The sequence below is a fragment of the Pseudomonas sp. 273 genome (assembly GCF_029201425.1).
GTDB lineage: Bacteria > Pseudomonadota > Gammaproteobacteria > Pseudomonadales > Pseudomonadaceae > Pseudomonas > Pseudomonas delhiensis.
The window spans coordinates 3,340,993-3,363,079 of sequence record NZ_CP116775.1 but is presented as its reverse complement, the minus strand read 5'-3'; the positions used below and the strand labels follow the sequence as shown (position 1 = coordinate 3,363,079).

Sequence of the window (22,087 nt, the reverse complement as noted above, 5' to 3'; positions counted from 1 at the left end):
CCTGCCGCTGCCGGCGGCGCAGATAGCCGACATCTACCCGCTCTCGCCCATGCAGCAGGGCATGCTGTTCCACAGCCTGTACGAGCGGGAGGGCGGCGACTACGTCAACCAGATGCGCGTGGACGTGGAGGGCCTGGAGGTCGAGGGCTTCCGGCGCGCCTGGCAGGCGGCCGTGGATGCCCACGACGTGCTGCGTGCCGCGTTCATCAGCGACCTGGCGCAACCCCTGCAGGTCATCCGCCGGCAGATGCCGGTGCCGTTCGCGGTGCTGGACTGGCAGGGCCAGGCGGACCTCGGCGCGCGCCTGGATGCCTGGGCGAAGGCCGACCGCGAACGCAGCTTCGACCTGGCGGAGGAACCGCTGCTGCGCCTGACGGTGATCCGCACCGGCGAGCGCAGCCACCACCTGATCTACACCTGCCACCACATCCTGCTGGACGGCTGGAGCAACTCGCGGCTGCTGGGCGAGGTGCTGCAACGCTATGCCGGACACCCCACCGGCCGATCCGCGGGGAACTATCGCGACTACATCGACTGGCTGCAGCGGCAGGACCCGCAGGCCAGCGAGGCGTTCTGGAAAACCCAGCTGGTGGAACTCGACGCGCCGACGCGGCTGACCCACGCGCTGCGCCCGGCCCTGGCGGGCCAGGCCGGCCACGGTTTGTACAGCCAGGTGCTGGATGAGGAACGTACCCGCCAACTGGGTGAGTTCGCCCGCAGCCTGCGGGTGACGCTGAATACCCTGGTGCAGGCCGCCTGGCTGCTGTTGCTGCGGCGCTACACCGGGCAGGACACGGTGTGCTTCGGCGCCACCGTGGCGGGGCGTCCGGCGGAGCTGGCCGGCATCGAGGAACAGGTCGGCCTGTTCATCAACACCCTGCCGGTGATCGGCAGCCCGCGCGCGGAGCAGACGGCGGCCGAGTGGATCGCCCAGGTGCAGGCGCGCAGCCTGGCCCTGCGCGAGTTCGAGCACACCCCGCTATACGAGGTGCAACGCTGGGCGCGGCTGGGCAACGAAGCGCTGTTCGACAGCCTGTTGGTGTTCGAGAACTACCCGGTTTCCGAGGCCCTGCAACAGGGTACTCCAGCCGGGCTGCGCTTCGGCGAGGTGGGCAACCACGAGCAGACCAACTACCCGCTGGCCCTGGCCGTGCTGCTGGGCGAGCGGCTGGAGGTGCACTACAGCTACGACCGCCAGCACTTCGACGAGGGAACGCTCGGCCAGGTGGCCGGGCACTTCGGTAACCTGCTGGTGGCGCTGTGCGAGCGCCCACAGGCGCGCCTGGCCGAGCTGGAAATGCTTGGTGAGGCGGAGAGGGCGCAGATACTGCAGCGCTGGGATCACACTGCGGATCACTACGCGAGCGACCGCTATATCCACCAACTGGTGGCGGATCGTGCAGCGGAGACGCCGGATGCGGTGGCGGTGATCTTTGCCGACCAGCCGCTGACCTATGGCGAGCTGGACACCCGGGCCAACCGCCTGGCGTACCGTCTGATCGAACTGGGCGTGGGGCCGGAAGTGCGGGTGGCCATTGCCATGCGCCGTTCGGCCGAGACCATGGTGGCCTTCCTCGCCGTGCTGAAGGCGGGCGGTGCCTACGTGCCGCTGGACGTGGCCTACCCGAGCGAGCGCCTGCTGTACATGATGCAGGACTGCGCGGCAGCGCTGGTGCTGACCCAGGGCGATCTGGAAAGCCAACTGCCGCTGCCGGAGGGGCTGCCGACCCTGGCCGTGGACCGCGCTGAAGAGTGGCAGGACCGCCCGGCCAGCGCGCCCCAGGTATCGCTGCACGGCGATAACCTGGCCTACGTGATCTACACCTCCGGCTCCACCGGTTTGCCCAAGGGCGTGGCGGTGTCCCACGGACCGCTGGTGTCGCACATCCGCGCTACCGGCGAGCGCTACGAGACGAATGCCGACGACTGCGAACTGCACTTCATGTCCTTTGCCTTCGACGGCGCCCATGAAGGTTGGATGCATCCGCTGATCAACGGTGCGCGCGTGCTGATCCGCGACGACAGCCTGTGGCTGCCGGAACAGACCTACGCGCAGATGCATCGCCACCGCGTCACCCTGGCGGTCTTCCCGCCGGTCTACCTGCAGCAACTGGCCGAACATGCCGAGCGTGACGGCAACCCGCCGCCGACCCGCGTCTACTGCTTCGGCGGTGATGCAGTACCGCAGGCGAGCTATGACCTGGCCTGGCGGGCACTGCGCCCGCAGTACCTGTTCAACGGTTACGGCCCCACCGAGACGGTGGTAACGCCCTTGCTGTGGAAGGCCCGCAAGGAAGACCCGTGCGGGGCGGCCTATGCCCCCATCGGCACACTGCTGGGCAAACGCCGCGGCTATGTATTGGACGCCGAGCTGAACCTGCTGCCCGTGGGCCTGGCTGGTGAGCTGTACCTGGGTGGCGAGGGCGTAGCGCGAGGGTATCTGGAACGCCCGGCGCTGACCGCCGAACGCTTCGTACCGGACCCGTTCGGCAACGGCGAACGTGTCTACCGCAGTGGCGACCTGACCCGCGCCCGGCCAGATGGGGTGGTGGACTACCTGGGCCGGGTGGACCACCAGGTGAAGATCCGCGGCTTCCGCATCGAACTGGGCGAAATCGAGGCGCGGCTGCTGGAGCAGGATTCGGTGCGCGAGGCGGTGGTGCTGGCCCGCGACGGCGCCAGTGGCAAGCAACTGGTGGGCTATGTGGTGCCGACTGAAGAATTGGCGGCTGAGCAGCGACACGCCCTGCGCGATGAGCTGAAAGCGGCACTGAAGGCCTGCCTGCCGGAATACATGGTGCCGGCGCAGTTGCTGTTCCTGGAAACGCTGCCGCTGACGCCCAACGGCAAGCTGGACCGCAAGGCCCTGCCGCAGCCGGACATCAGCGAGCTGCAGCAGGACTACGTAGCGCCGCGCAGCGAGCTGGAGCGGCAACTGGCGGACATCTGGCAAGAGGTGCTGAAGCTGCCGCAGGTGGGGCTGAACGACAACTTCTTCGAACTGGGCGGTGACTCGATCATTTCCCTGCAACTGGTGAGCAGGGCCCGCCAGGCGGGGATTCGCTTCACGCCGAAGGAGCTGTTCCAGCACCAGACCGTGCAGGAACTGGCACGGGTGGCCCGACGCGCGGAAGAGGCCGCCGTCGACCAGGGGCCGGCCAGCGGTACGCTGCCGCTGACGCCGATCCAGCGCTGGTTCTTCGAACAGGACATTCCCCAGCGCCACCACTGGAACCAGTCGGTGCTGCTCGCGGCACCGGGCAAAGCCTGGGACGGCGAGGTGCTGGAGCGGGCGCTGAGGGAACTGGTGATCCACCACGACGCCTTGCGCCTGGCCTTCGACGCCGGCTCGGCGCGCTACAAGGAAGTGGCCGAGGTGCAGTCTGCCTGGGAACAGGCGGGCATCCTCTGGCAAGCCGAGCTGGATGGCCCGGAAGCGCTGGAGGCCCTGGGCGAGGAGGCACAACGCAGTCTGGACCTCGCCGGCGGCCCGCTGCTGCGGGCGGTACTGGCCACGTTGGCCGATGGTAGCCAGCGCCTGCTGCTGGTGATCCACCACCTGGTGGTGGACGGGGTGTCCTGGCGGATCCTGCTGGAGGACCTGGAGAGCGCCTATCGCCAACTCGCCGCCGGCCAGCCGCCGCGCCTGCCGGCCAGAACCAGTTCGCTGCAGGCCTGGGCCTCGCGCCTGCTCGAACATGCCGGCAGCAGCGCGCTGCGGCAGGAGCTGGGCTACTGGCGAGCGGAGCTGCAGGGCGCCGACCCGACGCTGCCCTGCGACAATCCCGAAGGCTCCCGCCGGCTGTGCGATGCGGAGCATGTACAGCTGCGCCTCGACGCCGGGATGACGCGCAAGCTGCTCCAGGTCGCGCCGGCGGCCTACCGCACCCAGGTCAACGACCTGCTGCTCACCGCCCTGGCCCGCTCGGTCTGCCGCTGGACCGGCCAGGACCATGCGCTGATCCAGTTGGAAGGCCACGGCCGCGAGGACCTGTTCGAGGACATCGACCTTTCGCGCACGGTGGGCTGGTTCACCAGCGTCTACCCGTTGCGCCTGGTACCGGAGCGGGATGCCGGCCGTTCCCTCATGCGCATCAAGGAACACCTGCGGGCGGTACCGGGCAGGGGCATCGGTTTCGGCCTGCTGCGCTACCTCGGCGACGACGCTAGCCAGCAAGCGCTGAGGGAGTTGCCGGAGCCGCGCATCACCTTCAACTACCTGGGGCAGTTCGAGGGCCCGGGAGCCGCCGAAGGCGAGCCGGGGCACCGCTTCTCCACCGAGCGTGCCGGCGCCGACCTGAGCGAGCAGGCCCCGCTGGGCAACTGGCTGAGCATCAACGGCCAGGTGTACGACGGCGAGCTGAGCCTGACCTGGACCTTCAGTCGCGAGGTCTTCCAGGGCGAGGGCATCGAACGGCTCGCCGAGGACTATCGCCGTGAACTGGAAGGGCTGATCGAGCATTGCTGCCAGCCGGGCGTGGGGGCGCTGACGCCCGCCGACGTGCCCCTGGCCGGCCTGACCCAGGCGCAACTGGATGCGCTGGGCCTGGAGGCGGCGCGGGTCGAGGACATCTACCCGCTGACGCCCATGCAGCTCGGGATGCTGCCCGAGGCGGTGCACGAGCAGGGCGACTTCATCTGCCAGCACACCCTCGGCGTGCGCGGGCTGGACCCCGAGCGCTTCCGCCGGGCCTGGCAGGCCACCCTGGACGCCCACGGCATGCTGCGCACCGGCTTCGTCGCGGCGACGGCGCAGCGCCAGCCGTTGCAGGTGGTGTACCGGGCGGTGGAGGCGCCTTTCACGCTGGTCGACGGGCACGGACTGACGCCCCTGGAGGTGGAGGAGCGCCTGCTCGAAGACCGCCTCACGCCCTTCGACATGGCGAAGGCGCCCTTGCTGCGCCTGACGCTGGTGCGGCTCGCCGACGACGAATACCGCGTGGCCCTGACCAGCCACCACATCCTGTTGGACGGCTGGAGCGCCTCGCGCCTGTACGAGGACATCCTGCGGGCCTACCTGGCTGGCGCCCCGGCACCCGTGGCGGGGAGCTTCCGCGACTACCTGGCCTGGCTGCAGGGTGTGGACCACGAGGGCGACCGGCGCTTCTGGCAGCAGGCGCTGGCGCGCCTGGACGCGCCCAGCCTGCTGGCGCCGGCGGCGAGCGAGGGGGCCTGCGGGCACGGACACCTGTTCTTCGCCCTCACGCCCGAACGCAGCGCGGCCCTGGGCGAGTTCGCCCGGCAGCAGCGGGTCACGGTCAATACCCTGGTGCAGGCCGCCTGGCTGCTGTTGCTGGGGCGCCGGCTGCAGCGGACGACGGTGGCCTGCGGGGTGACGCTGTCCGGGCGGCCGGCGGAGCTGCCCGGCATCGAGCGGCAGCTGGGGCTGTACATCAACGACGTGCCGCTGGTGGCCGAGCTTGCGGCGGAACTGAGCATCGCCCAGTGGCTGCAGGAGATCCAGGCGTTCAACCTGCGCATGCGCGAACACGGCTACGCGTCGCTGGCCGAGCTGCAGCAATGGCATGGCTCGGAACTCTTCGATACGGTCATCGTGTTCGAGAACTATCCGGGAGAGCTGTCCCAGGCGGAGGAGGGCAGCCAGGCGCTGCAGTTCCTCGGCATGCGGCACCATGAGCAGACCAGCACGCCGCTGACGCTGTACGTCGAGCTGGACGAGGTCTGGGGGTTCCACTTCGACTACCGCCTCGATCGCTTCCAGGCGGCAGTGGTCGAGTCGCTGGGCGCGGAGCTGCAACGGCTGCTCGCCTGCCTGGTGGCGGCGGTTCCCTCGACGCGGCTGGGCGAACTGGAGGGCGAAACCGCCTGAGCCCGCCGCAGCCTGGCGAACCACGCCCCAGACGCAGCAACGCTGCGCCGGGGGCGTTTTCATTGGGTGCCCGGGTAACGCAGCGTCAGCCGGCAGGTTCGTAGGGCGGATAACCGTTCGCGGTTATCCGCCGCCATCCGTGCTACCGGGGCGTCCGGAGTGGCCGATGAATCCAATCGCGGACGGAGTCCGCTCCTACGCTGCCCCACCCATGCCGTTCCCCTGTAGGAGCGCGCCCTGCGCGCGATTCGCGGGCAGGGCCCGCTCCTACAATTCCTATGAGGAACGGTCGTAGGACTCTGTGCGTGATCATGGCGGATAACGCCGTAGGCGTTATGCGCCCTACGAACTATCGCGAACGCGGGGTTGTGGCTCTGTAGGATGGTGTTGAGCGAAGCGATACCCATCGCCACGACCGCATGGGTTTCGCAAGTTCAACCCATCCTACGAAGAGCGGCGCGGCGCAGCTGGCCGATGAGTGGGTGCCTGGCGACGGCGGCGGATAACGCCGTAGGCGTTATCCGCCCTACGATTAGTCGGGGAGGGGAGTGGAAATGACGACGGGGGCCAGGCCCCCGTCGTTTTTGCCGCGTGACGCTTAGAACTTGTAGCTGAGGGTGCCCATCAGGTTCCTGGGGGCGCCCCAGATGCCCTGGCCGTACCAGTTCACCGCGGTCTGGTACTTCTCGTCGAACAGGTTGTTGACGTTCAGCTGCGCCGAGACCTGGGGCGTGATGTCGTAGCGGGCCATCAGGTTGGCGACCAGGTAGTCGGACTGCTCCTGGCGCTGGCCCTGGGGGCCCACGCCGTCGTAGTAGATGCGGCTCTGCCAGTTGGCGCCGCCGCCCACCGTCAGCTGCTTCCATTGCCCCGGCAGGCGGTAGGTGGTGAACAGGCGTGCCATGGTGCGCGGCAGCTGGGTGTTCACGTCGTTGTCGTCGGAGTCCTTGGCGCTGTAGTGGGTGGCGAAGAAGAAGGCGTTCCAGTTCTCGGTGAGCGCGCCGGACAGCTCGAACTCCACGCCCTTGGAGGTGGCGCCGTCGGTGGCGTAGTAGGCCGGGCTGTCGGGGTTGCCGGGCACGGAGTAGCCGACGTCCTGCTGGCCGAGGTTGTCCTGGACGATGCGGAAGGCGGCCAGCGAGGCGTTCAGCCTGCCGTCGAGGAATTCGCCCTTGATGCCGGCCTCGTAGGCGTCGCCGGTGACCGGGTCGAGCCAGGCGCCGTTGCGGTCGCGGTAGTCCTGGAAGTTGAAGATGCTGGTGTAGCTGGCGTACAGCGAGTAGGTCTGGTTCAGGTCGTAGACCAGGCCGGCATAGGGGATGAACTTGTGGTCGCTGTAGTCGTACTCGCCCGAGGAGGCCCAGCCGGCGCCCTCGCGGTCGTACTGGGTGAAGCGGCCGCCGAGGATCAGCTTCAGCGGGTCGGCCAGGGACAGGCGCAGGGCGGCGTAGCCGGCCTTCTGCTTGGTGTGGTTGCGCTCGGAGAGTTCGCGGTTCTCGTAATCCCACTCCGGCTCCGCCACGTGGCCGAAGTCGTACACGCTGACCGGGGATTGCCAGGGCGTCTTGTTGCCGATCCAGTCGAATGAGTACTTGTGGTCGAAGTAGGTGGCGCCGACCACGGCCTCGTGGGTGCGCCCGAACAGCTCGAAGGGGCCGGACAGGCGCAGGTCGGTGCTCTGCTGCTTGCGCTCGCCGGGGAAGCGCGACTGCGAGGGTTCGGCGTCGATCAGGCCGGTCTCGGGGTCGGGAAAGCCCCAGTTGAAGATGCGTGCGTTGTCCACCTCGTTGCGGTTGTGCATGACGCGGAACTGCGCCTGCCAGTCGTTATCGAAGCGGTGCTCGAGGTTGGCGAAGAAGTTCTTGACCTCGACTTCCTCGGTGTTCCACTTCGGCGCGATGCTGAACGAACGGCTGTAGTGGGTCTTCGAGCCGTCGCTGTTCCACAGCGGCACGCCGCCGTAGGTCAGGCCGTCGGCGTCGGACTTCTGGTAGCTGGCGCCCAGGCTCAGGGTGGTGGCGTCGGTCAGGTCCACGTCGACCACGCCGTAGATCACGTGGCCCTCGCGGGAATAGCGGTCGAAGAAGTTCTTCTTGTCCTGGTAGGCGCCCACCAGGCGGCCGCGCACGTTGCCGGTGGGCGTCAGCGGGCCGGACAGGTCCAGGGTGCTGCGGTAGTTGTCCCAGGAGCCGGCGCTGACCTGGGCCTCGCCGCGGAATTCCTTGCTGTCGGCGCGCTTGCGCACCAGGTTGACCGAGGCCGAGGGCTCGCCGGCGCCGGTGAGCAGGCCGGTGGCGCCGCGGACGATCTCGATGCGGTCGTAGATGATGGCGTCCAGCTCGGACTCGCCCGCGGCGTAGTTGCTCTTGTAGTAGCTGGAAATGCCGTCGTACTGCAGGTCGTTGATGAAGAAGCCGCGCGAGGCGAAGACGGTGCGCTCGCTATCCAGTTGCGGCGCGGAGATGCCCGGCGCGTTGGCCAGCACGTCGCCGAGGGTGGTCATGTTCTGGTCGTCCATCCGCTGGCGGGTGATGACGCTGACCGACTGCGGCGTCTCGCGCGTCGACAGCGGCAGGCCGGTGGCGGCGGCGGTGGCGCCGGTGGTGTAGGAGCCGGTGCCTTCGGTGGTGGTGGCCAGGCGGTTGCTGACGATGGTGGTGGCGCCCATTTCCAGGCTGCCGTTGTCACCCCCGAAGCTGACAGTGGCCGTGTCCCCCTCGATGTGCTGGGCGGCCCCGGTGCCCTGCAGCAGCTCGGAGAGCGCCTGGGACGGTTCGCGCTTACCCCTGAGCGCGTTGCTTCGCTTGCCGCTGACGTCCTCGGGGCGGTAGAGCACCTGCAGGTTGGCCTGTTTGCCGAAGGTCTGCAGCGCGCTGCCCAGGGACTGCGCGGGAATGTCGAAGTTGACTTCCTGGGCCTGGACGTAGCCGGCCAGCGGCAGGCTCATGGCCACGGCCAGGGAGTGCGGTGCGAGCCTGCTGCCGAGGTAGCGCCGGATCAGGACGGCCTTGCTCAAGGGTGATAAAGCGTAATGTGCTGGCATGGATAATTGCTCTTCTAGTGTTTTGGCAGAGGTGAAAAGGCGAATGGCCCGGAGCATTCCCTGTCGTTTCGGGTCGTGGGCCTGGTCGGCAAAGGTCGGAACTTACACTTCGGCTGCCTCCCGTTCATGGATGACTTTTCCCGCCGCCAGGCGGACCAGCTGGTCGGCGGTGTGGAAATAGCGATCGTCGTGGGAGATCACGATGATGGTCTTGCCCTGCTGTTTGAGTTCGGGGAGCAGCTCGGTGTAGAACACCCGCCGGAAGGCCGGGTCCTGGTCGGCCGCCCATTCGTCGAACACCAGCACCGGGCGGTCGTCGAGCCAGGCGTTGATCAGCGCCAGGCGCTTGCGCTGCCCGGTGGACAGGTCGGTGGTGGTGAAGCTGCCGTCGCGGATCCCCACCTTGTGGGCGATGTCCAGGCGCTCCAGGTACCTGATCGCCTGCTCCGGAATCTCCGTGCGGCCCCTGAGCAGTTCGTCGAACAGGTAGTAGTCGGTGAACACGGTGGCGAACAGCTGCCGGTAGTCGTCCCTCTCGCCGTCGCCGATGGCCTGGCCGTTCAGGCGTATCTCGCCCTGGTGCGGGTTGTACAGCCCCAGCAGCAGCTTGATCAGTGTGGTCTTGCCGCAGCCGTTCTCGCCGACGATGAAGACGATCTCGCCCTGGCGGATGCTCAGGTCGACGGGGCCCAGGTGGAAGGACTGGCCGGCGCTGGCCTGCGGGTAGTCGTAGCGCACCTGGTGCAGCTCGATCAGCTTCGGGGCCAGGTTCGCCGGGGCGCCGCCCGCCCTGGCCAGCAGTTGCGGCTCGGCGGTCGAGAAGCGGCGCGACAGCTCGTTGATGCGCATGAGCGCGACCTTGGCCTGGCTGAGGCCGGGAATGCTGGTGACCAGCTGCTCCAGTGGCGCCTTCATGTAGAGCATCACCAGCACGAAGCCGCCGAGCACGGTCTTTTCCGTGGCGGGCCAGATGGCCAGGAAGGCGATGGCCATGCCGATGACCGCGAAGAACAGCATGGAGCCGAAGCTTTCCGCGCTGATGAAGATCGCGGCGGCGCGGATGTTGGCCTTGCAGATGCGTTCGGTGCTGTCGTGGATCTGCCGGTCCAGCAGGTCCAGGCGGCGCTCGCGCTGGATGCGCAGCTCCTTGGCCCCGGCGGAGATCGCCTGGTAGTGCTTCTGCAGGTCGTCCTCGCCGTCGCGGGCCGCCTGCAGGCTGTGGGTGCCGAAGTGGTGCGCCAGGTACTGCGCGCCGCTGCCGACCACCACCGTGAGCACCGTGACCGCGAGGATCTGCCAGGACAGCAGGGCCAGGTAGCCCAGGCAGCCGAGGGTCACGCTGAGCGCGATCAGCATGGGCGCCACGCTCAGGGCGAAGATGCTCAGCGAGCTGACGTCCTTGAGCAGTACCGGTATCAGGCGGTGGGCGCGGTAGCGCTCCAGCTGCTCGATGGGCGCGCAGAGGATCCGCGCGGCGAGGTCGCGGCGCAGGGTGGCGACCACGCGCTGGCCTATGTAGTTGGTCAGCAGCTTGGAGAGCGTGGAGCAGGCCAGGGTCGTCACGCAGAACAGCGCGAACACCAGCGCGATGCGCAGGTTCGGGCCGCCCTCGATGTTCATCGCGGTATTGATGGTGGCCAGCAGCGCCGTGATGCTGAGGCCGCCGGCGATTCCCAGCAGCACGGAGAGCAGCAGCTGGGGCCAGAAGGGCTTGAGGAGTGTCAGGGTTTCATGGGTGAGGCTTTCGGCTGTGCGGGGCATGGGCTTCTCGGATGCCTGCGGAAGGTCAATGGCATGGCGCGTCGAACTAGAGAGACGATGAACGGCCCGCCCGATTTAGTGCAAAGACGAAGCGCGGGCCGTCCGATTTAGCGGACTGTGCGCCGCTGCGCAGGGCGCGCCGGGCCGGGGCCGGCGGAGGAGGCCGCGGCGCCCGGATAAATTCGCCCCGGGGTCGTTCGTTGCCCTTAGTGAAGAGCGGGTGGCGGGGCTCGATGCCCCGGCCCGCCGTATCCACGGCGCGCGCCCGCGCGCGCCAAGCCGAGCCATGCCCAGGAAAGAAACCACCATGAAGAAACGCAAACTCGCCTATATCTGGTCGCTGCGTAATGCAGCCGCGGACAAGGCCGGCCAGTACGTCCCCTACAAGGGGGAAGAGCGCTACATGAAGTCGGTGCTGGAGTTTCTCGTCGAATCGCTGAACCAGACGTCGCTGGGCGACCACTACGAGCTGGTCGGCGTGATCTACGACGACGATCCGCAGTCGCCGCGCGACCAGGAGAAGATCCGCGACTACGGCTTCGCCTACCAGCCGGGCCGGCAGTGGTTCTACCCGGCCGATCTCGAGGTCCAGGGCAAGCGCCTGAACGACCTGCTGCTCAGCGTGCCCTCGACCTATCGCCGGCACCCGCGCGGCACGCCCGAGCACATCGCCGGCAAACAGGACTTCGAACGGCGCCTGCATGACACCCTGGTGGAGCTGGGGACCGATGTCGCGGTGCTGGACGGGCTGCTGGTGATCCTCGACGAGCTGGTGCGCCCGGGCGCGCCTTTCGCCCGGCGGATCATGAACATCCACCCCGGCGTTACCCGCGAGGACTCGCCCTACGAGCGCCGTGGCGCCTACGCGACCCTCGATGCGTTGCACGGCGCGCGTGGCGAGAAGGTGGTGAACTGGACGACCCTGGAAAAGGTCGCGGTGGAGCCGCTGTACTGGACCGGGGCCTCGTTCCACTACGTGGACAACGGCATCGACTCCGGCGAAGTCTTCCATGACGTGCTGAAGACGCAGATATCCCCCGAGGACAACATCCTCGAGCTGCGCTGGAACAACTTCAACAACAGCCTGTTCCCGGCCCTGCACGAAGGGCTGGCGCTGCTGGCGGAAAAGCAGGGTAACTGACGGGCGAGGGATTGCCGGGGCCGGCACGGCGATAGTCGTGCCGGCCCTGTCGTTTAGAGCTCGCGGGCGACGCGGAAGCCTATCCAGTCGCCGCGGTCGCTCTTGTAGGCATTGTTGCGGTTGCCCGAGCGGGAGAAGATCGGCGCCTCGCCCCAGTCGTTGCCGCGGATCTGCACCAGCTTGCAGTCGCTGTCGATCCAGGCGCTGCCGTCGCTGGGGGCGCCGTTGTAGTTGTCGTGCCAGCAATCGGCGACCCACTCGTAGACGTTGCCGTGCATGTCGTACACGCCGAAGGCGTTGGGCGGGAAGCTGCCCGCCGGCGAGGTGAAGTTGTAGCCATCCGCGGCGCCGTAGGTATTGGCATGCTTGGCGATGCTGTACTCCTTGCCCTCGTCGAAGGGGAACGGGAAGGGCCCGGCGCTGCCGGCGCGGGCGGCATATTCGCGTTCGGCTTCGCTGATCATCCGGTAATGCTGGCCGGTCTTCTTCGACAGCCAGGCGGCGTAGCGATTCACGTCCTCATAATCGACGCACACCGCCGGCTGGCGCGGGCCCTGCTTGTAGCGCGGCTTGCCGGCGATGCATTCGCGGCCGGGGCGGGTGTCGCCGTTGGCCAGGCGCACCCCGGTGGCCTTCAGGTAGGCGTCCAGTTCGGCGGCGGTGACCTGGTAGCGGCTGATGGCGAAGGGCCGGGCGAAGGTCACGGTGTGCAGCGGGCCTTCGTCCGGCTGGCGACCGGTCTCGTCCTCCGGGGTGCCCATGGTGAAGCTGCCGGCGGGCAGCACCACCATCTCGGGGCAGTCCTTGCAATCCTTGAACACGGCGCCCGGCTTGTGAGCTTCGGTGGCGAAGGCGGCGGGGGCGGCCAGGAGCAGGGCGGCCAGGGCCAGGGGCGGTAATGCGTGCATGGCGGTTCTCGTGAAGTGGGAAGTCGGGTCAGGCGAGCTGCGGGGCGAGGATGTCCATCACCCGGTCGATCTGCGCCTCGTCGTTGAGCAGGCTGGGCGCCAGGCGCACCACCGGGCCGACGTCGCGGTCCACGGCGTCGCCGATCACCTTGTGCGCCATCAGGTGCCGGGCCACGGCGTCGCAGTCGCGGCCGTCGACGCGGAAGAAGGTGAAGCCGGCGGAGAGTTCGGGGCTGGCCGGCGTGACCAGGCGCACTTTCGCGTGCTCCGCCAGACGCTGCTTGAGGTAGCCGTTGAGCTGGTGGATGCGCGCCTGGACGTCGGCCTTGCCCAGCTGCAGGTGCAGCTCGAAGGCCTTGCCCAGGGCCAGGCGGTGCTCGAAGGCGTGGTAGCCGCCGGGGGTCATCAAGGTGCCGAAGCTGTCGGCGCGGGTGAAGGTGGGAATGCTCGGCACCAGGTGGTCCTGCAACTGTTCCTCGCGGGCGATGATGACGCCGGTGCCGCGCGGGCCGAACAGCCACTTGTGGGTGCCGGCGATGAAGTAGTCGCAGCCGAAGTCGGCGAAGGTCGCGTCCTCCACGCCGAAGCCGTGCACGCCGTCGACCACGTAGATGATCCGCTCGGCGGCGTCGCGATTGCGGTTGACCTCGGCCACCAGTTGGCCGATCTCGCGCACCGGCAGCTTCACGCCGCTGCCCGACTGCACCCAGGTCATGCCCAGCACCCGCGTCTCAGGACGGATGTTGCTGCGGATGCTGGCGAGGATCTCGTCGGCCGAGGCCCGGTGCGGGTCCTTGAACAGGGGAACCTTGCGCACCTGGGTGCCCATGCGCTGCTGGCGGTATTCCAGGGTGGTGTAGGTGGAATAGTGCTCGTGGACGGTGGTGAGGATTTCCTTGCCCGGCGCCACCAGCAGGCCGCCGTAGATGGCGGCGAGGCCGTCGGTGGTGCTGCCGGTGAGGGCCACCTGCGCCGGCTTGACGCCGAAGTAGCGGCCGGCTTGGGCGCGCACCTCGTCCTCGTATTTCCAGACCTCCTCGCGGTCCCAGTCCACCGCCTCGCCGGGGTTGGCGTTGAAGCGCGCGCGCAGCGCGTCTATGGCCTGCTGCACCGGGCGCGGGTGCGAGGCCAGCAGGAAGCTGGCGAAGTGCAGGTAGTCCGGGGCGAGGTCGAATTGCCGGCGCAGGGCCTGCCACTTGTCGTTGCCGGCCGTTTCGGTAGCAGCCAGGGCCAGGTCGGAAGCCTGCAGCAGGGGCAGGCTGGCGGCGAGCAGCCCGGCCTGCTTGAGGAAGGTACGGCGGTCGTTCATGGAATGTCCTTGGCGTGGGTCAGCGGCTGGCGACGGGCGGCTTGGCGCGTTTCTGCACCTCGCCCCATGCGCGCAGGAAGTTGCCGCCCCAGAGTTTGGCGATGTCGGCGTCGGAGTAGCCGCGGGTGATCAGCTCGGCGGTGACGTTGCGGATCTCGCTCTCGTCCTTCCAGCCGTCCAGGCCGCCGCCGTCGTTGAAGTCGGAGCTGATGCCGACGTGGTCGATGCCGACCTTCTTCACCGTGTAGTCGATGGCGTTGACGAAGTCCGCCAGGCCGGCCTTGGGCTCCTCGTCGAGGATGCCGTAGAGGCTGCTGGCGTACTCGCCGAACTTCTTCTCCGGCCAGATGGCGATCACCGGGTCGCCGGGCATCAGGGCGTAGTCCAGGCCGGCCAGCGGCGGCAGGTCGAAGCGCGCGCGCAGGGCGTCGAGCTTCTCCAGGGTGGGCTTGCTCAGCGGGCGCAGGTAGGCCGGGAAGCCGACCACCTGGATGACCCCGCCGCTGTCCTTGATCAGCTGCATCTCGTGGTCGCTGAGGTTGCGGCGGATGTCCACCAGGGCGCGCGGCGCCGAGTGCGAGGCGACGATGGGCGCGCGGCTGAGGGCGGCGACCTGCTCCAGGGCCCTGGTCGACATCTGCGAGACGTCGATGACCACCCCCAGGTCGTTGAGCCGCTGCACCGCCTGCTTGCCCAGGGGCGAGAGGCCGCCGAGGGCGTCGGCCGAATCGTTGAAGAAGGGCAGCGGGCGGGAGGAGTCGGACCAGCTGTTGTTGCCCACGTAGTTGAAGCCGAACATGCGCACGCCGCGGGCCGCCCACAGGTCCAGCTGGGACAGGTCGTCGCCCAGCGGGTAGGCGTTGAGCATGCTCATGACGATGGCGAACTTGCCCTCCATGGCCAGGCGGCGGAAGTCCTCGGGCGTGTAGGCGATGCCCACCCGCTCGGGGAAGTCGCGGACCATGCCGGTGAGAATCTTGTAGCGAATCTCCTGCTGGTGCCGCGCCTCGTCGACGAAACCCGGCGTGGGCTTGTGCGGGGCGTCGGGGCCGCTCCACATCTCCGGCCAGCCGAAGATCGCCAGGGCCGCTCCGGACAGGCGGCCGCGCGCGGCCTTGACCAGGTCCAGCTGCGAGGGGCCGTCGCGGTCGGCCTCGTGGCCTTCGGTGCCGAAGTCCAGGGGCACGGTCACGCGGCTGTCGAAGGACAGGATGCGCTCGTGCAGCGCCTCGGCGTGGGCCATCACCTCGCGCGGGTAGGGTTGGGCGCGGGCCAGCAGCAGCCAGGCCGCGGCGCCCGCCACGAGGACCAGTGCGAGCAGGGGCAGGGTGAGCCAGAGGATCTTTTTCGTGCGGGTGCTAGTCATTGCCGTCCCAGTCAGCGTCGGAGTCGGATGGCGGCCCGGGGCAGGGCATCGCCTGTGGGGGAGGACGAGGCGTGCGGGCGGAAATTTAGCGCGGCCGCGGCGCTAAATTTGTCGCCTGGCCGACCGTTCTAGCCTCGGTACAGCCTGCTTGGCGACGGACACAGGACGGACGATGACGGTTTCTCGACGCGGTTTCATGGCGGCCCTGGCAGTGACGGGGGCGGCGGCGTTGCCGACGGCGGCCTACTTCGGCTACCGCGAACTGCAGCGCCGCGAGCTGGACGCGCGGGAGCCGGAGACGCCGGGCGAGGCCAGCCTGGAAACCACCGCCGGCGCCGAGCTGCGCCTGGCCGACCGCCTGCGCGGCATCTGGGACCTGCGCCTGCTCGATGCCGGGCTCGGGCTGCCGGGCCTGCCCGCCGAAGGCCTGCAGCTGATCCTCGACTGCGGCCCCCGCGGGCGCGGGCTGATCGGCTGGCTGGACACCCCCGAGCGCCTGCGCGGTACCGAACAGCCGCGCTACCGGGTGCTCGGCGACCTGGTCGGCGCCAGCTCGGCGAACATCCGCTGGCGCCTGCTGGGCGAGGGCGCCACACCCAGCCATGAATGCAGCACCGTGTTCGACGAGGTGTGGGACAACTTCGCCAACGCCGGCGACGGCACCCTCAGCGGCCGCCTCCAGCGCCTGGACCGCGACCTGGCCCTGCCGCAGCAGGACTGCCGCTTCGTCGCCCGCAAGCGCCCCTTTCCCCTGGCCCGCGAGCGCCTGCCGCTCAACGAAGCGCTGCTGGCCTGGCTGGTCTCTCCCCAGCACCGGCTGTTCCACCAGCTGTGGCACGCCTCGCGGGACAAGTGGCACCACCTCGACGAGGCCCAGCGCAACGCCCTGCGCGGCGTGGGCTGGCAGCCCGGGCCGCTGGACGCCGAGCGCGACGCCCGCGGCCGGCACAAGGACCGCAACGCCTCCGGCGTCGACTTCCTGTTCATGCACCGCCGCATGCTGGCCAAGGCTCGCTCGCTACAGGACCTGCCGTCCTGGACGCGCCTGCCGCCGCCGGCCGTGCCCCTGGAATACGACCGCGCCGGTTTCATCCGCTACTTCGAGAACGCCGACGGCTGCTCGGTGCCGCCGGCCTGGGTGGCGCCCGACGATGACGAATACAGCCAGTGGCTGCACGGCCTGAAGAGCGCCGACGCCTACCACGGCAACTTCCAGGTATGGGAGTCGCAGTACCAGGACCCGGCCTACCTGGCGAAGCTGACCCTGGGCCAGTTCGGCTCGGAGCTGGAGCTGGGCATGCACGACTGGCTGCACATGCGCTGGGCCAGCGTGACGCGCGACCCGTCCAACGGCGCGCCGCTGATGACCGACCGCAACTACGCCGACTTCGCGCCGCGCTGGTTCCTGCGCGAGAACGATTTCCTCGGCGACCCCTTCTCGTCCCACGTGAACCCGGTGTTCTGGTGCTTCCACGGCTGGATCGACGACCGCATCGACGACTGGTTCCGCGCCCACGAACGCTTCCACCCCGGCGAAGTGCGCCGCGCCGAGGTCCAGGGCACCCCCTGGTTCGCCCGTGGCCGCTGGGTGGAGATCGACGACCCCTGGCTGGGCCCGGCCACCCATGGCTGCGGCCTCTCCGACCTGCAGGCGAGCAGCAGCGACGTGGCCCTGGACGTGGAGACCATGAAGCTGGCGCTGCGCGTCATCCTCACCGAGGACGACGAGCGCAAGGGCTGGCTAGAACGCGCGCCGCGGCGGCCGTGGTATGCGCGCAACCTGAAGCTGGCGCAGCGCTGAGCGGGGCGTCCGGCGTGGCCGGTGAGTCCAAATCGCGGACAGAGTCCGCTCCTACGGGGCTGCAAGGGAAACACCCGTAGGATGGTGTTGAGCGAAACGAAACCCATCACCGCCACTGCATGGGTTTCGCAGGTCAACCCATCCTACGTCGCCCCCTTGCAACCCGTAGGGCGCATAACGCCTACGGCGTTATCCGCCATCGTCGTCGGGCATCGGTGTTTGGGCTAACGGCGGATAACCGCGAACGGTTATTCGCCCTACGGTCGAGCATGGTCGTAGGAGCGGACTCTGTCCGCGATTCGAAGGCCGGATCAGGGGTCGTTGCGCGCCAGGGGCGAGGCGGCGTCCCAGCCGCCCCCCAGGGCCTTGAACAGCCCCACCGCTGCTTGCAGGCGCGCCAGGCGCAGTTGCACCGCGGCGTCCTGCGCCTGGTAGAGGGTGCGCTGGGTGTCCAGCACCGTGAGCAGGGTTTCCGCGCCGGCCTGGTAGCGGCTGTCGGAGAGCTCGAAGGCGCGCTGCGCCTGTTCCAGCTCCTGTTGCTGCCAGTGCAGTTGGCGGTCGATGCCGTCGATGCCGTTGAGCGAGCGCTCGGTGTCGGCGAAGGCGCCGAGGATGGCCTTGCGGTAGTTCTCCAGCAGCTCGCGCTGCAGCGCCAGGCGGCGGTCGCGCTCGGCGCCCAGGCGGCCGTGGTTGAAGATGGGCGCGAGCAGGTTGGCGCCCAGGTCGTAGTAGGAGGTGCGCAACAGGTCGGAGGCATGGTTGGCGCCGGAGGACAGGTTGGCCGTCAGCGTCAGGCTGGGCAGCATGGCGGCGCGTGCCACCTGCACGTCGGCCTGGGCCGCCGCCAGTTGCGCCTCGGCGCGGGCGATGTCCGGGCGGCGGGTGAGCAGCTCGCTGGGCAGGCCGGCGCCGATCTGCGGCCAGCGCACGCTGTCGAACGGCTGGCCGCCTAGTTTCAGGGCCGGCAGCGGTTCGCCGAGCAGGGTGGCCAGGGTGACCTGGGCATCGCGCTCCTGCTGCTGCAGCAGTGGCAGCTGGCGCTGCTGAGCAGCCACCAGGCCGCTCTGCTGGGCGACTTCCAGCTCGGTGGCGGAACCGGCTTCGCGGCGGCTGCGCACCAGGCGCAGGACCTGCTCGGCGTTCTCCAGGTTGAGCCGGGCGATGCGCTGCTGCTCGCGCAGGGCCAGCACCTGCAGGTAGGCGTCGGCGACCCCGGCCACCAGCGTCAGCTCCACGGTGGCGCGGTCGTACTCGCTGGCCTTGAGGCTCTGCAGCGCGCTGCGGTAGGCGGCGCGGCGGCCGCCCCAGAAGTCCACCTCGTAGCTGGCGCTGAGGCTGGCGGTGAAGGTGTCCACCGCCTCGTTGTCCTCGCTGGCGTCGATGCCGCTGTAGCCGGCGCCGTGCAGCAGCTTCTCGCGCGTGGCGCCCAGTTGCGCGTTGACCTCCGGCAGCAGCGGCGCGCCGGCGATCACCGCGCTGGCGCGGGCCTGGTCGACGCGGGCGATGGCCGCGGCCAGGTCCTGGCTGTTGGCCAGGGCGCGGGCGACCAGGCCGTCCAGCTCGGGGGCGCCGAAGCGCGTCCACCAGCGTTGCAGCTCGCCACGGCGGGCGTCGCTGGCGCCGTACTGCCAGGCGGGCGGGGTGGCGATGCCGCTGTCGAGGGGCTGCGGGGCGCCGGCGCAGGCGCCCAGCAGCAGGCAGGCGGGCAATAGGCTCAGGGCTTTCATCGGGAAATCCGTCATTGGCTGGCCAGGGCGGCCACCGGGTCGAGGCGGGCGGCCTTGCGCGCCGGCATGAAGCCGAACACCAGGCCGGTGGCCAGGGCGCAGGCGAAGGCGCCGAGGATGGCCGCCGGGGAGAAGGCCACCGCCACCTTGGCCAGCAGCAGCGCGCCGCCGATGCCCAGGGCGATGCCGACGCCGGCCAGGCCGCCGACCACCGAGAGCAGCGTGGCCTCGGTGAGGAACTGGCGCAGGATGTCGCTCTGCCGCGCGCCGGTGGCCATGCGGATGCCGATCTCGCGGGTACGCTCGCGCACGGTCATCAGCATCACGTTCATCACCCCGATGCCGCCCACCAGCAGGGAGATGGCGGCGATGGAGCCGAGCATCAGCGACAGGGTGTTCTGGGTATGCGCCTCGGCCTGGATCAGCGCGGCGTTGTTGGTCAGCTCGTAGTCGCGCTGGCCACGGTGCAGGCGCTGCATCAGGCGGTCGATGGCCTTTTCCGTCTCGTGCACGCGGCGCGCGTCGGCGGCGGCGATGATCACGTACTCCGGGTTGCGCGTGCCGAACAGGCGGATGCTGGCGGCGGAGTAGGGGACGGCGATGCGGTTGTCGGCGTCCTGGTCGCCGGAGCTGGAGCCCTTGGCCTGCAGCACGCCCACCACCTGGAAGGGCACGTTCTCGATGAGGATGTAGCGGCCGATCGGGCTGGCGGGGCCGAACAGCTTCTCGCGCACCTTGGCGCCGATCACCGCGACCGTGGCGGCGTTGGCCTCGTCGCGCTCGGTGAAGTAGCTGCCTTCGCTCACCGGCCAGTTGAGGATCGCCGGGAAGTCGGTGTTGTTGCCGCCGACATAGGCGTGGTAGTCGAGGCTGCCGTGGCGCACCACCAGCTCGCCGCCGTTCACCGGCATGGCCTTCTTCACCTGGGGCAGGGTGGCGATGGCCGCGACGTCGTCCAGGCTGACGACGCCCATGGGCGTGCGCGGGTTCGGCGAGTAGCCGCTGAGGTAGATGATGTTGGAGCCGAAGGCGCCCATCTGCGCCATCACCTGGCGCTTGCTGCCTTCGCCCACGGCGAGCATCACCACCACCGAGGCCACGCCGATGACGATGCCCAGCAGGGTGAGGGCGGTGCGGAAGCGGTTCAGCCACATCACCCGCCAGGCCGCGCGGATCGCCTCCAGCAGCTCGGCGCGCCAGGCCCCGGCGGGTTCGGCGCTGCCCTGCAGCAGGCGCTCGCGCAGTTCCTCGGCGCGCAAGCCGGGGGTGGCCGGGTGCGCCGGCGCGCCATTGGCGCTGTCGCTGACGATCTCGCCGTCCAGCACCTCGATGACGCGCTTGGCGCGGGCGGCGACGTCGCGGTCGTGGGTGATCAGGATCACCACGTGGCCCAGGGCGGCCAGCTCGTCCAGCAGCGCCATGACCTCGGCGCCGCTGTGGCTGTCGAGGGCGCCGGTGGGCTCGTCGGCGAGGATGATGTGGCCGCCGTTCATCAATGCGCGGGCGATGGACACCCGCTGCTGCTGGCCGCCGGAAAGCTGCTGCGGGCGGTTGCCGGTGCGTTCGCCCAGGCCCAGGCGCTCCAGCAACTGGCGCGCGCGGCCATGGCGCTGCAGGGCCGGGGTGCCGGCGTAGATGGCCGGCATCTCGACGTTCTCCTGGGCCGAGGCCGAGGGAATCAGGTGGTAGCCCTGGAACACGAAGCCGAAGGCTTCGCGGCGCAGCCAGGCCTGCTCGTCGCTGTCCAGCTCGGCGACGTCGCGCCCGGCAAACAGGTAGCGGCCGCTGCTGGGGCGGTCGAGGCAGCCGAGGATGTTCATCAGCGTCGACTTGCCGGAGCCGGAGGCGCCGACGATGGCGACGAACTCGCCGGGGTGGATGCTCAGGGAGATGCCGCGTAGCACCTCGACCTCGGGGCTGCCGTTGCCGCCGTAGCGCTTGCGTACGTCGCGCAGTTCGATCAGCGGGACGTCCTGGAGGGTTTCGTTCATTCAGCCCTCGCCATTGTCCGGGGCGGCCATCAGCAGGCGTTCGCCTTCCTGCAGGCCGGACAGCACCTGGACATGCAGGCGGTCGCTGATGCCGGTCTCGACCTTGCGGCTCTCCGGCTTGCCGTTGCGCCCCACCACCCAGACGTGGCGGCCGCCGTTGCCGTCGTCGTGCAGCGCGGCCACGGGGCGGTGAGGGTGCCCTGCGCAGTGGCGGCGACGAAGAACACCTGGGCGGTCATCTCCGCCATCAGCTGGTGGTCGCTGTTGTCCACGTCCACCAGCACCGTGTACAGCACCACCCGGCCGCTGCCGCTGGAACCGCTGGCGGAGCCGCTGCTGGTGCTTTCCTGGTTGTTCGGGTCCAGCGGCTTGGGCGGCACCGGGAGGATCTGCCGCACCGTGCCGCTCCAGCGCCGCTGCTCGCCGGCGAGGGTGGTGAAGTAGGCCGGCATGCCCGGCTTGACGCGGCCGATGTCGGCCTCGGAGACCTGGGCCCAGACGGTCATCGGCGACAGCTTGGCGATGCGCAGGATCAGCGGCGTCTGCTGCTGGGCATTGAGCGTCTGGCCCTCGCGGGCGTCTACCGCCACCACGGTGCCGGACATGGGCGCATAGATGCGCGTGTAGCCCAGCTCGGCCTCGTCGCTGCGCAGGGTGGCCTTGGCCTGGTGGATCTGCGCCTGGTACATGTCTATGCGCGCCTGGGTCGCCTGCACCTGCGTGTAGGCGGTCTGCACGTCTTCCTCGCGGGTGGCGCTGGCGGAGGCCAGGCGCTGCTGGCGCTGGTACTGCTGGCGCGCCAGCAGGTGTTGGGCGCGCTGCTCGGCCAACTGCGCCTTGAGCACTTCGATGGAGTAGCGGCCGGCGTCGACCCGCGCCTGCTGGGTGGAGGGGTCTATCTCCACCAGCAGTTGGCCTTCCTTGACCTCGTCGCCGGGTTCCACGTGCAGCTTGAGGATCTGCCCCGAGGCCTGGGCGCCGACGTCCACGTAGCGCCGCGGCTGCAGGGTGCCCAGCGCGGTGACGCTGCTTTCGATGTCGCCGCGGGCGACCGGGGCGGTGACCAGGCCGTCGGTGCCGGGGAGGAACTGCCAGGCGGCGACGGCGAGCAGGGAGGTGAGGAAGGCTGCGACCAGCAGCGCGCGACCAGTACGGCGGGGGCGTTTCATTCAGGGTTCCGGCCAGGGCTTGGGAGGCCTGCCGCCGCGGG

At 69.3% G+C, this 22,087-nt stretch carries 10 protein-coding genes and 1 pseudogene; 3 read left to right on the top strand and 8 right to left on the bottom strand.

Annotation, left to right across the window (positions count from 1 at the left end):
- Positions 1 to 49 precede the first annotated feature (49 nt).
- A complete protein-coding gene (locus PKO50_RS15675; protein ID WP_346770517.1) occupies positions 50 to 5,830 on the top strand; it encodes an amino acid adenylation domain-containing protein in 5,781 nt (1,926 codons plus the stop codon).
- A gap of 598 nt (positions 5,831 to 6,428) precedes the next feature.
- Here the strand turns inward: PKO50_RS15675 and fhuE are convergent.
- Together fhuE and PKO50_RS15665 are read right to left on the bottom strand one after the other, a co-directional pair.
- Positions 6,429 to 8,846: a ferric-rhodotorulic acid/ferric-coprogen receptor FhuE gene (gene fhuE / locus PKO50_RS15670; protein ID WP_275630244.1), complete on the bottom strand. Its 2,418-nt coding sequence runs from the start codon at positions 8,844 to 8,846 to the stop codon at positions 6,429 to 6,431.
- Positions 8,847 to 8,975: 129 nt separating this feature from the next.
- Positions 8,976 to 10,634 (bottom strand): cyclic peptide export ABC transporter, encoded by a 1,659-nt coding sequence (locus tag PKO50_RS15665; RefSeq protein ID WP_275630243.1) that lies wholly within the window; start codon positions 10,632 to 10,634, stop codon positions 8,976 to 8,978.
- A gap of 307 nt (positions 10,635 to 10,941) precedes the next feature.
- Here PKO50_RS15665 and PKO50_RS15660 point away from each other — a divergent pair, with 307 nt between their 5' ends.
- A complete protein-coding gene (locus PKO50_RS15660; RefSeq protein ID WP_275630242.1) occupies positions 10,942 to 11,775 on the top strand; it encodes a N(5)-hydroxyornithine transformylase PvdF in 834 nt (277 codons plus the stop codon).
- A 53-nt stretch (positions 11,776 to 11,828) separates the two neighbouring features.
- Here the strand turns inward: PKO50_RS15660 and PKO50_RS15655 are convergent, their stop codons facing one another.
- Genes PKO50_RS15655 through pvdM form a run of 3 tightly spaced genes read right to left on the bottom strand, consistent with a single transcriptional unit; the run spans position 11,829 to position 15,358 of the window.
- The gene (locus tag PKO50_RS15655) at positions 11,829 to 12,683 is read right to left on the bottom strand and encodes a formylglycine-generating enzyme family protein (protein ID WP_275630241.1); all 855 of its coding nucleotides are present in this window, start codon (positions 12,681 to 12,683) and stop codon (positions 11,829 to 11,831) included.
- 28 nt (positions 12,684 to 12,711) lie between these two features.
- Positions 12,712 to 13,992 carry a pyoverdine-tailoring periplasmic protein PvdN gene (gene pvdN, locus PKO50_RS15650; protein ID WP_275630240.1) on the bottom strand — a complete coding sequence of 427 codons (1,281 nt, stop codon included), beginning with the start codon at positions 13,990 to 13,992 and terminating at the stop codon, positions 12,712 to 12,714.
- 19 nt (positions 13,993 to 14,011) lie between these two features.
- Positions 14,012 to 15,358 (bottom strand): pyoverdine-tailoring dipeptidase-like protein PvdM, encoded by a 1,347-nt coding sequence (gene pvdM / locus PKO50_RS15645; RefSeq protein ID WP_089394675.1) that lies wholly within the window; start codon positions 15,356 to 15,358, stop codon positions 14,012 to 14,014.
- Positions 15,359 to 15,530: 172 nt separating this feature from the next.
- Here pvdM and PKO50_RS15640 point away from each other — a divergent pair, with 172 nt between their 5' ends.
- Positions 15,531 to 17,159: a twin-arginine translocation signal domain-containing protein gene (locus PKO50_RS15640; protein ID WP_275630239.1), complete on the top strand. Its 1,629-nt coding sequence runs from the start codon at positions 15,531 to 15,533 to the stop codon at positions 17,157 to 17,159.
- Positions 17,160 to 17,470: 311 nt separating this feature from the next.
- Here PKO50_RS15640 and PKO50_RS15635 read toward each other — a convergent pair whose 3' ends face one another.
- The 3 genes and pseudogenes from PKO50_RS15635 to PKO50_RS15625 form a co-directional block, all read right to left on the bottom strand.
- Positions 17,471 to 18,886 (bottom strand): efflux transporter outer membrane subunit, encoded by a 1,416-nt coding sequence (locus PKO50_RS15635; RefSeq protein WP_275630238.1) that lies wholly within the window; start codon positions 18,884 to 18,886, stop codon positions 17,471 to 17,473.
- An 11-nt stretch (positions 18,887 to 18,897) separates the two neighbouring features.
- The gene (locus PKO50_RS15630) at positions 18,898 to 20,877 is read right to left on the bottom strand and encodes a MacB family efflux pump subunit (protein WP_275630237.1); all 1,980 of its coding nucleotides are present in this window, start codon (positions 20,875 to 20,877) and stop codon (positions 18,898 to 18,900) included.
- Positions 20,878 to 22,046, bottom strand: a pseudogene (locus PKO50_RS15625) (efflux RND transporter periplasmic adaptor subunit). It abuts the gene before it with no gap.
- Positions 22,047 to 22,087 lie beyond the last annotated feature (41 nt).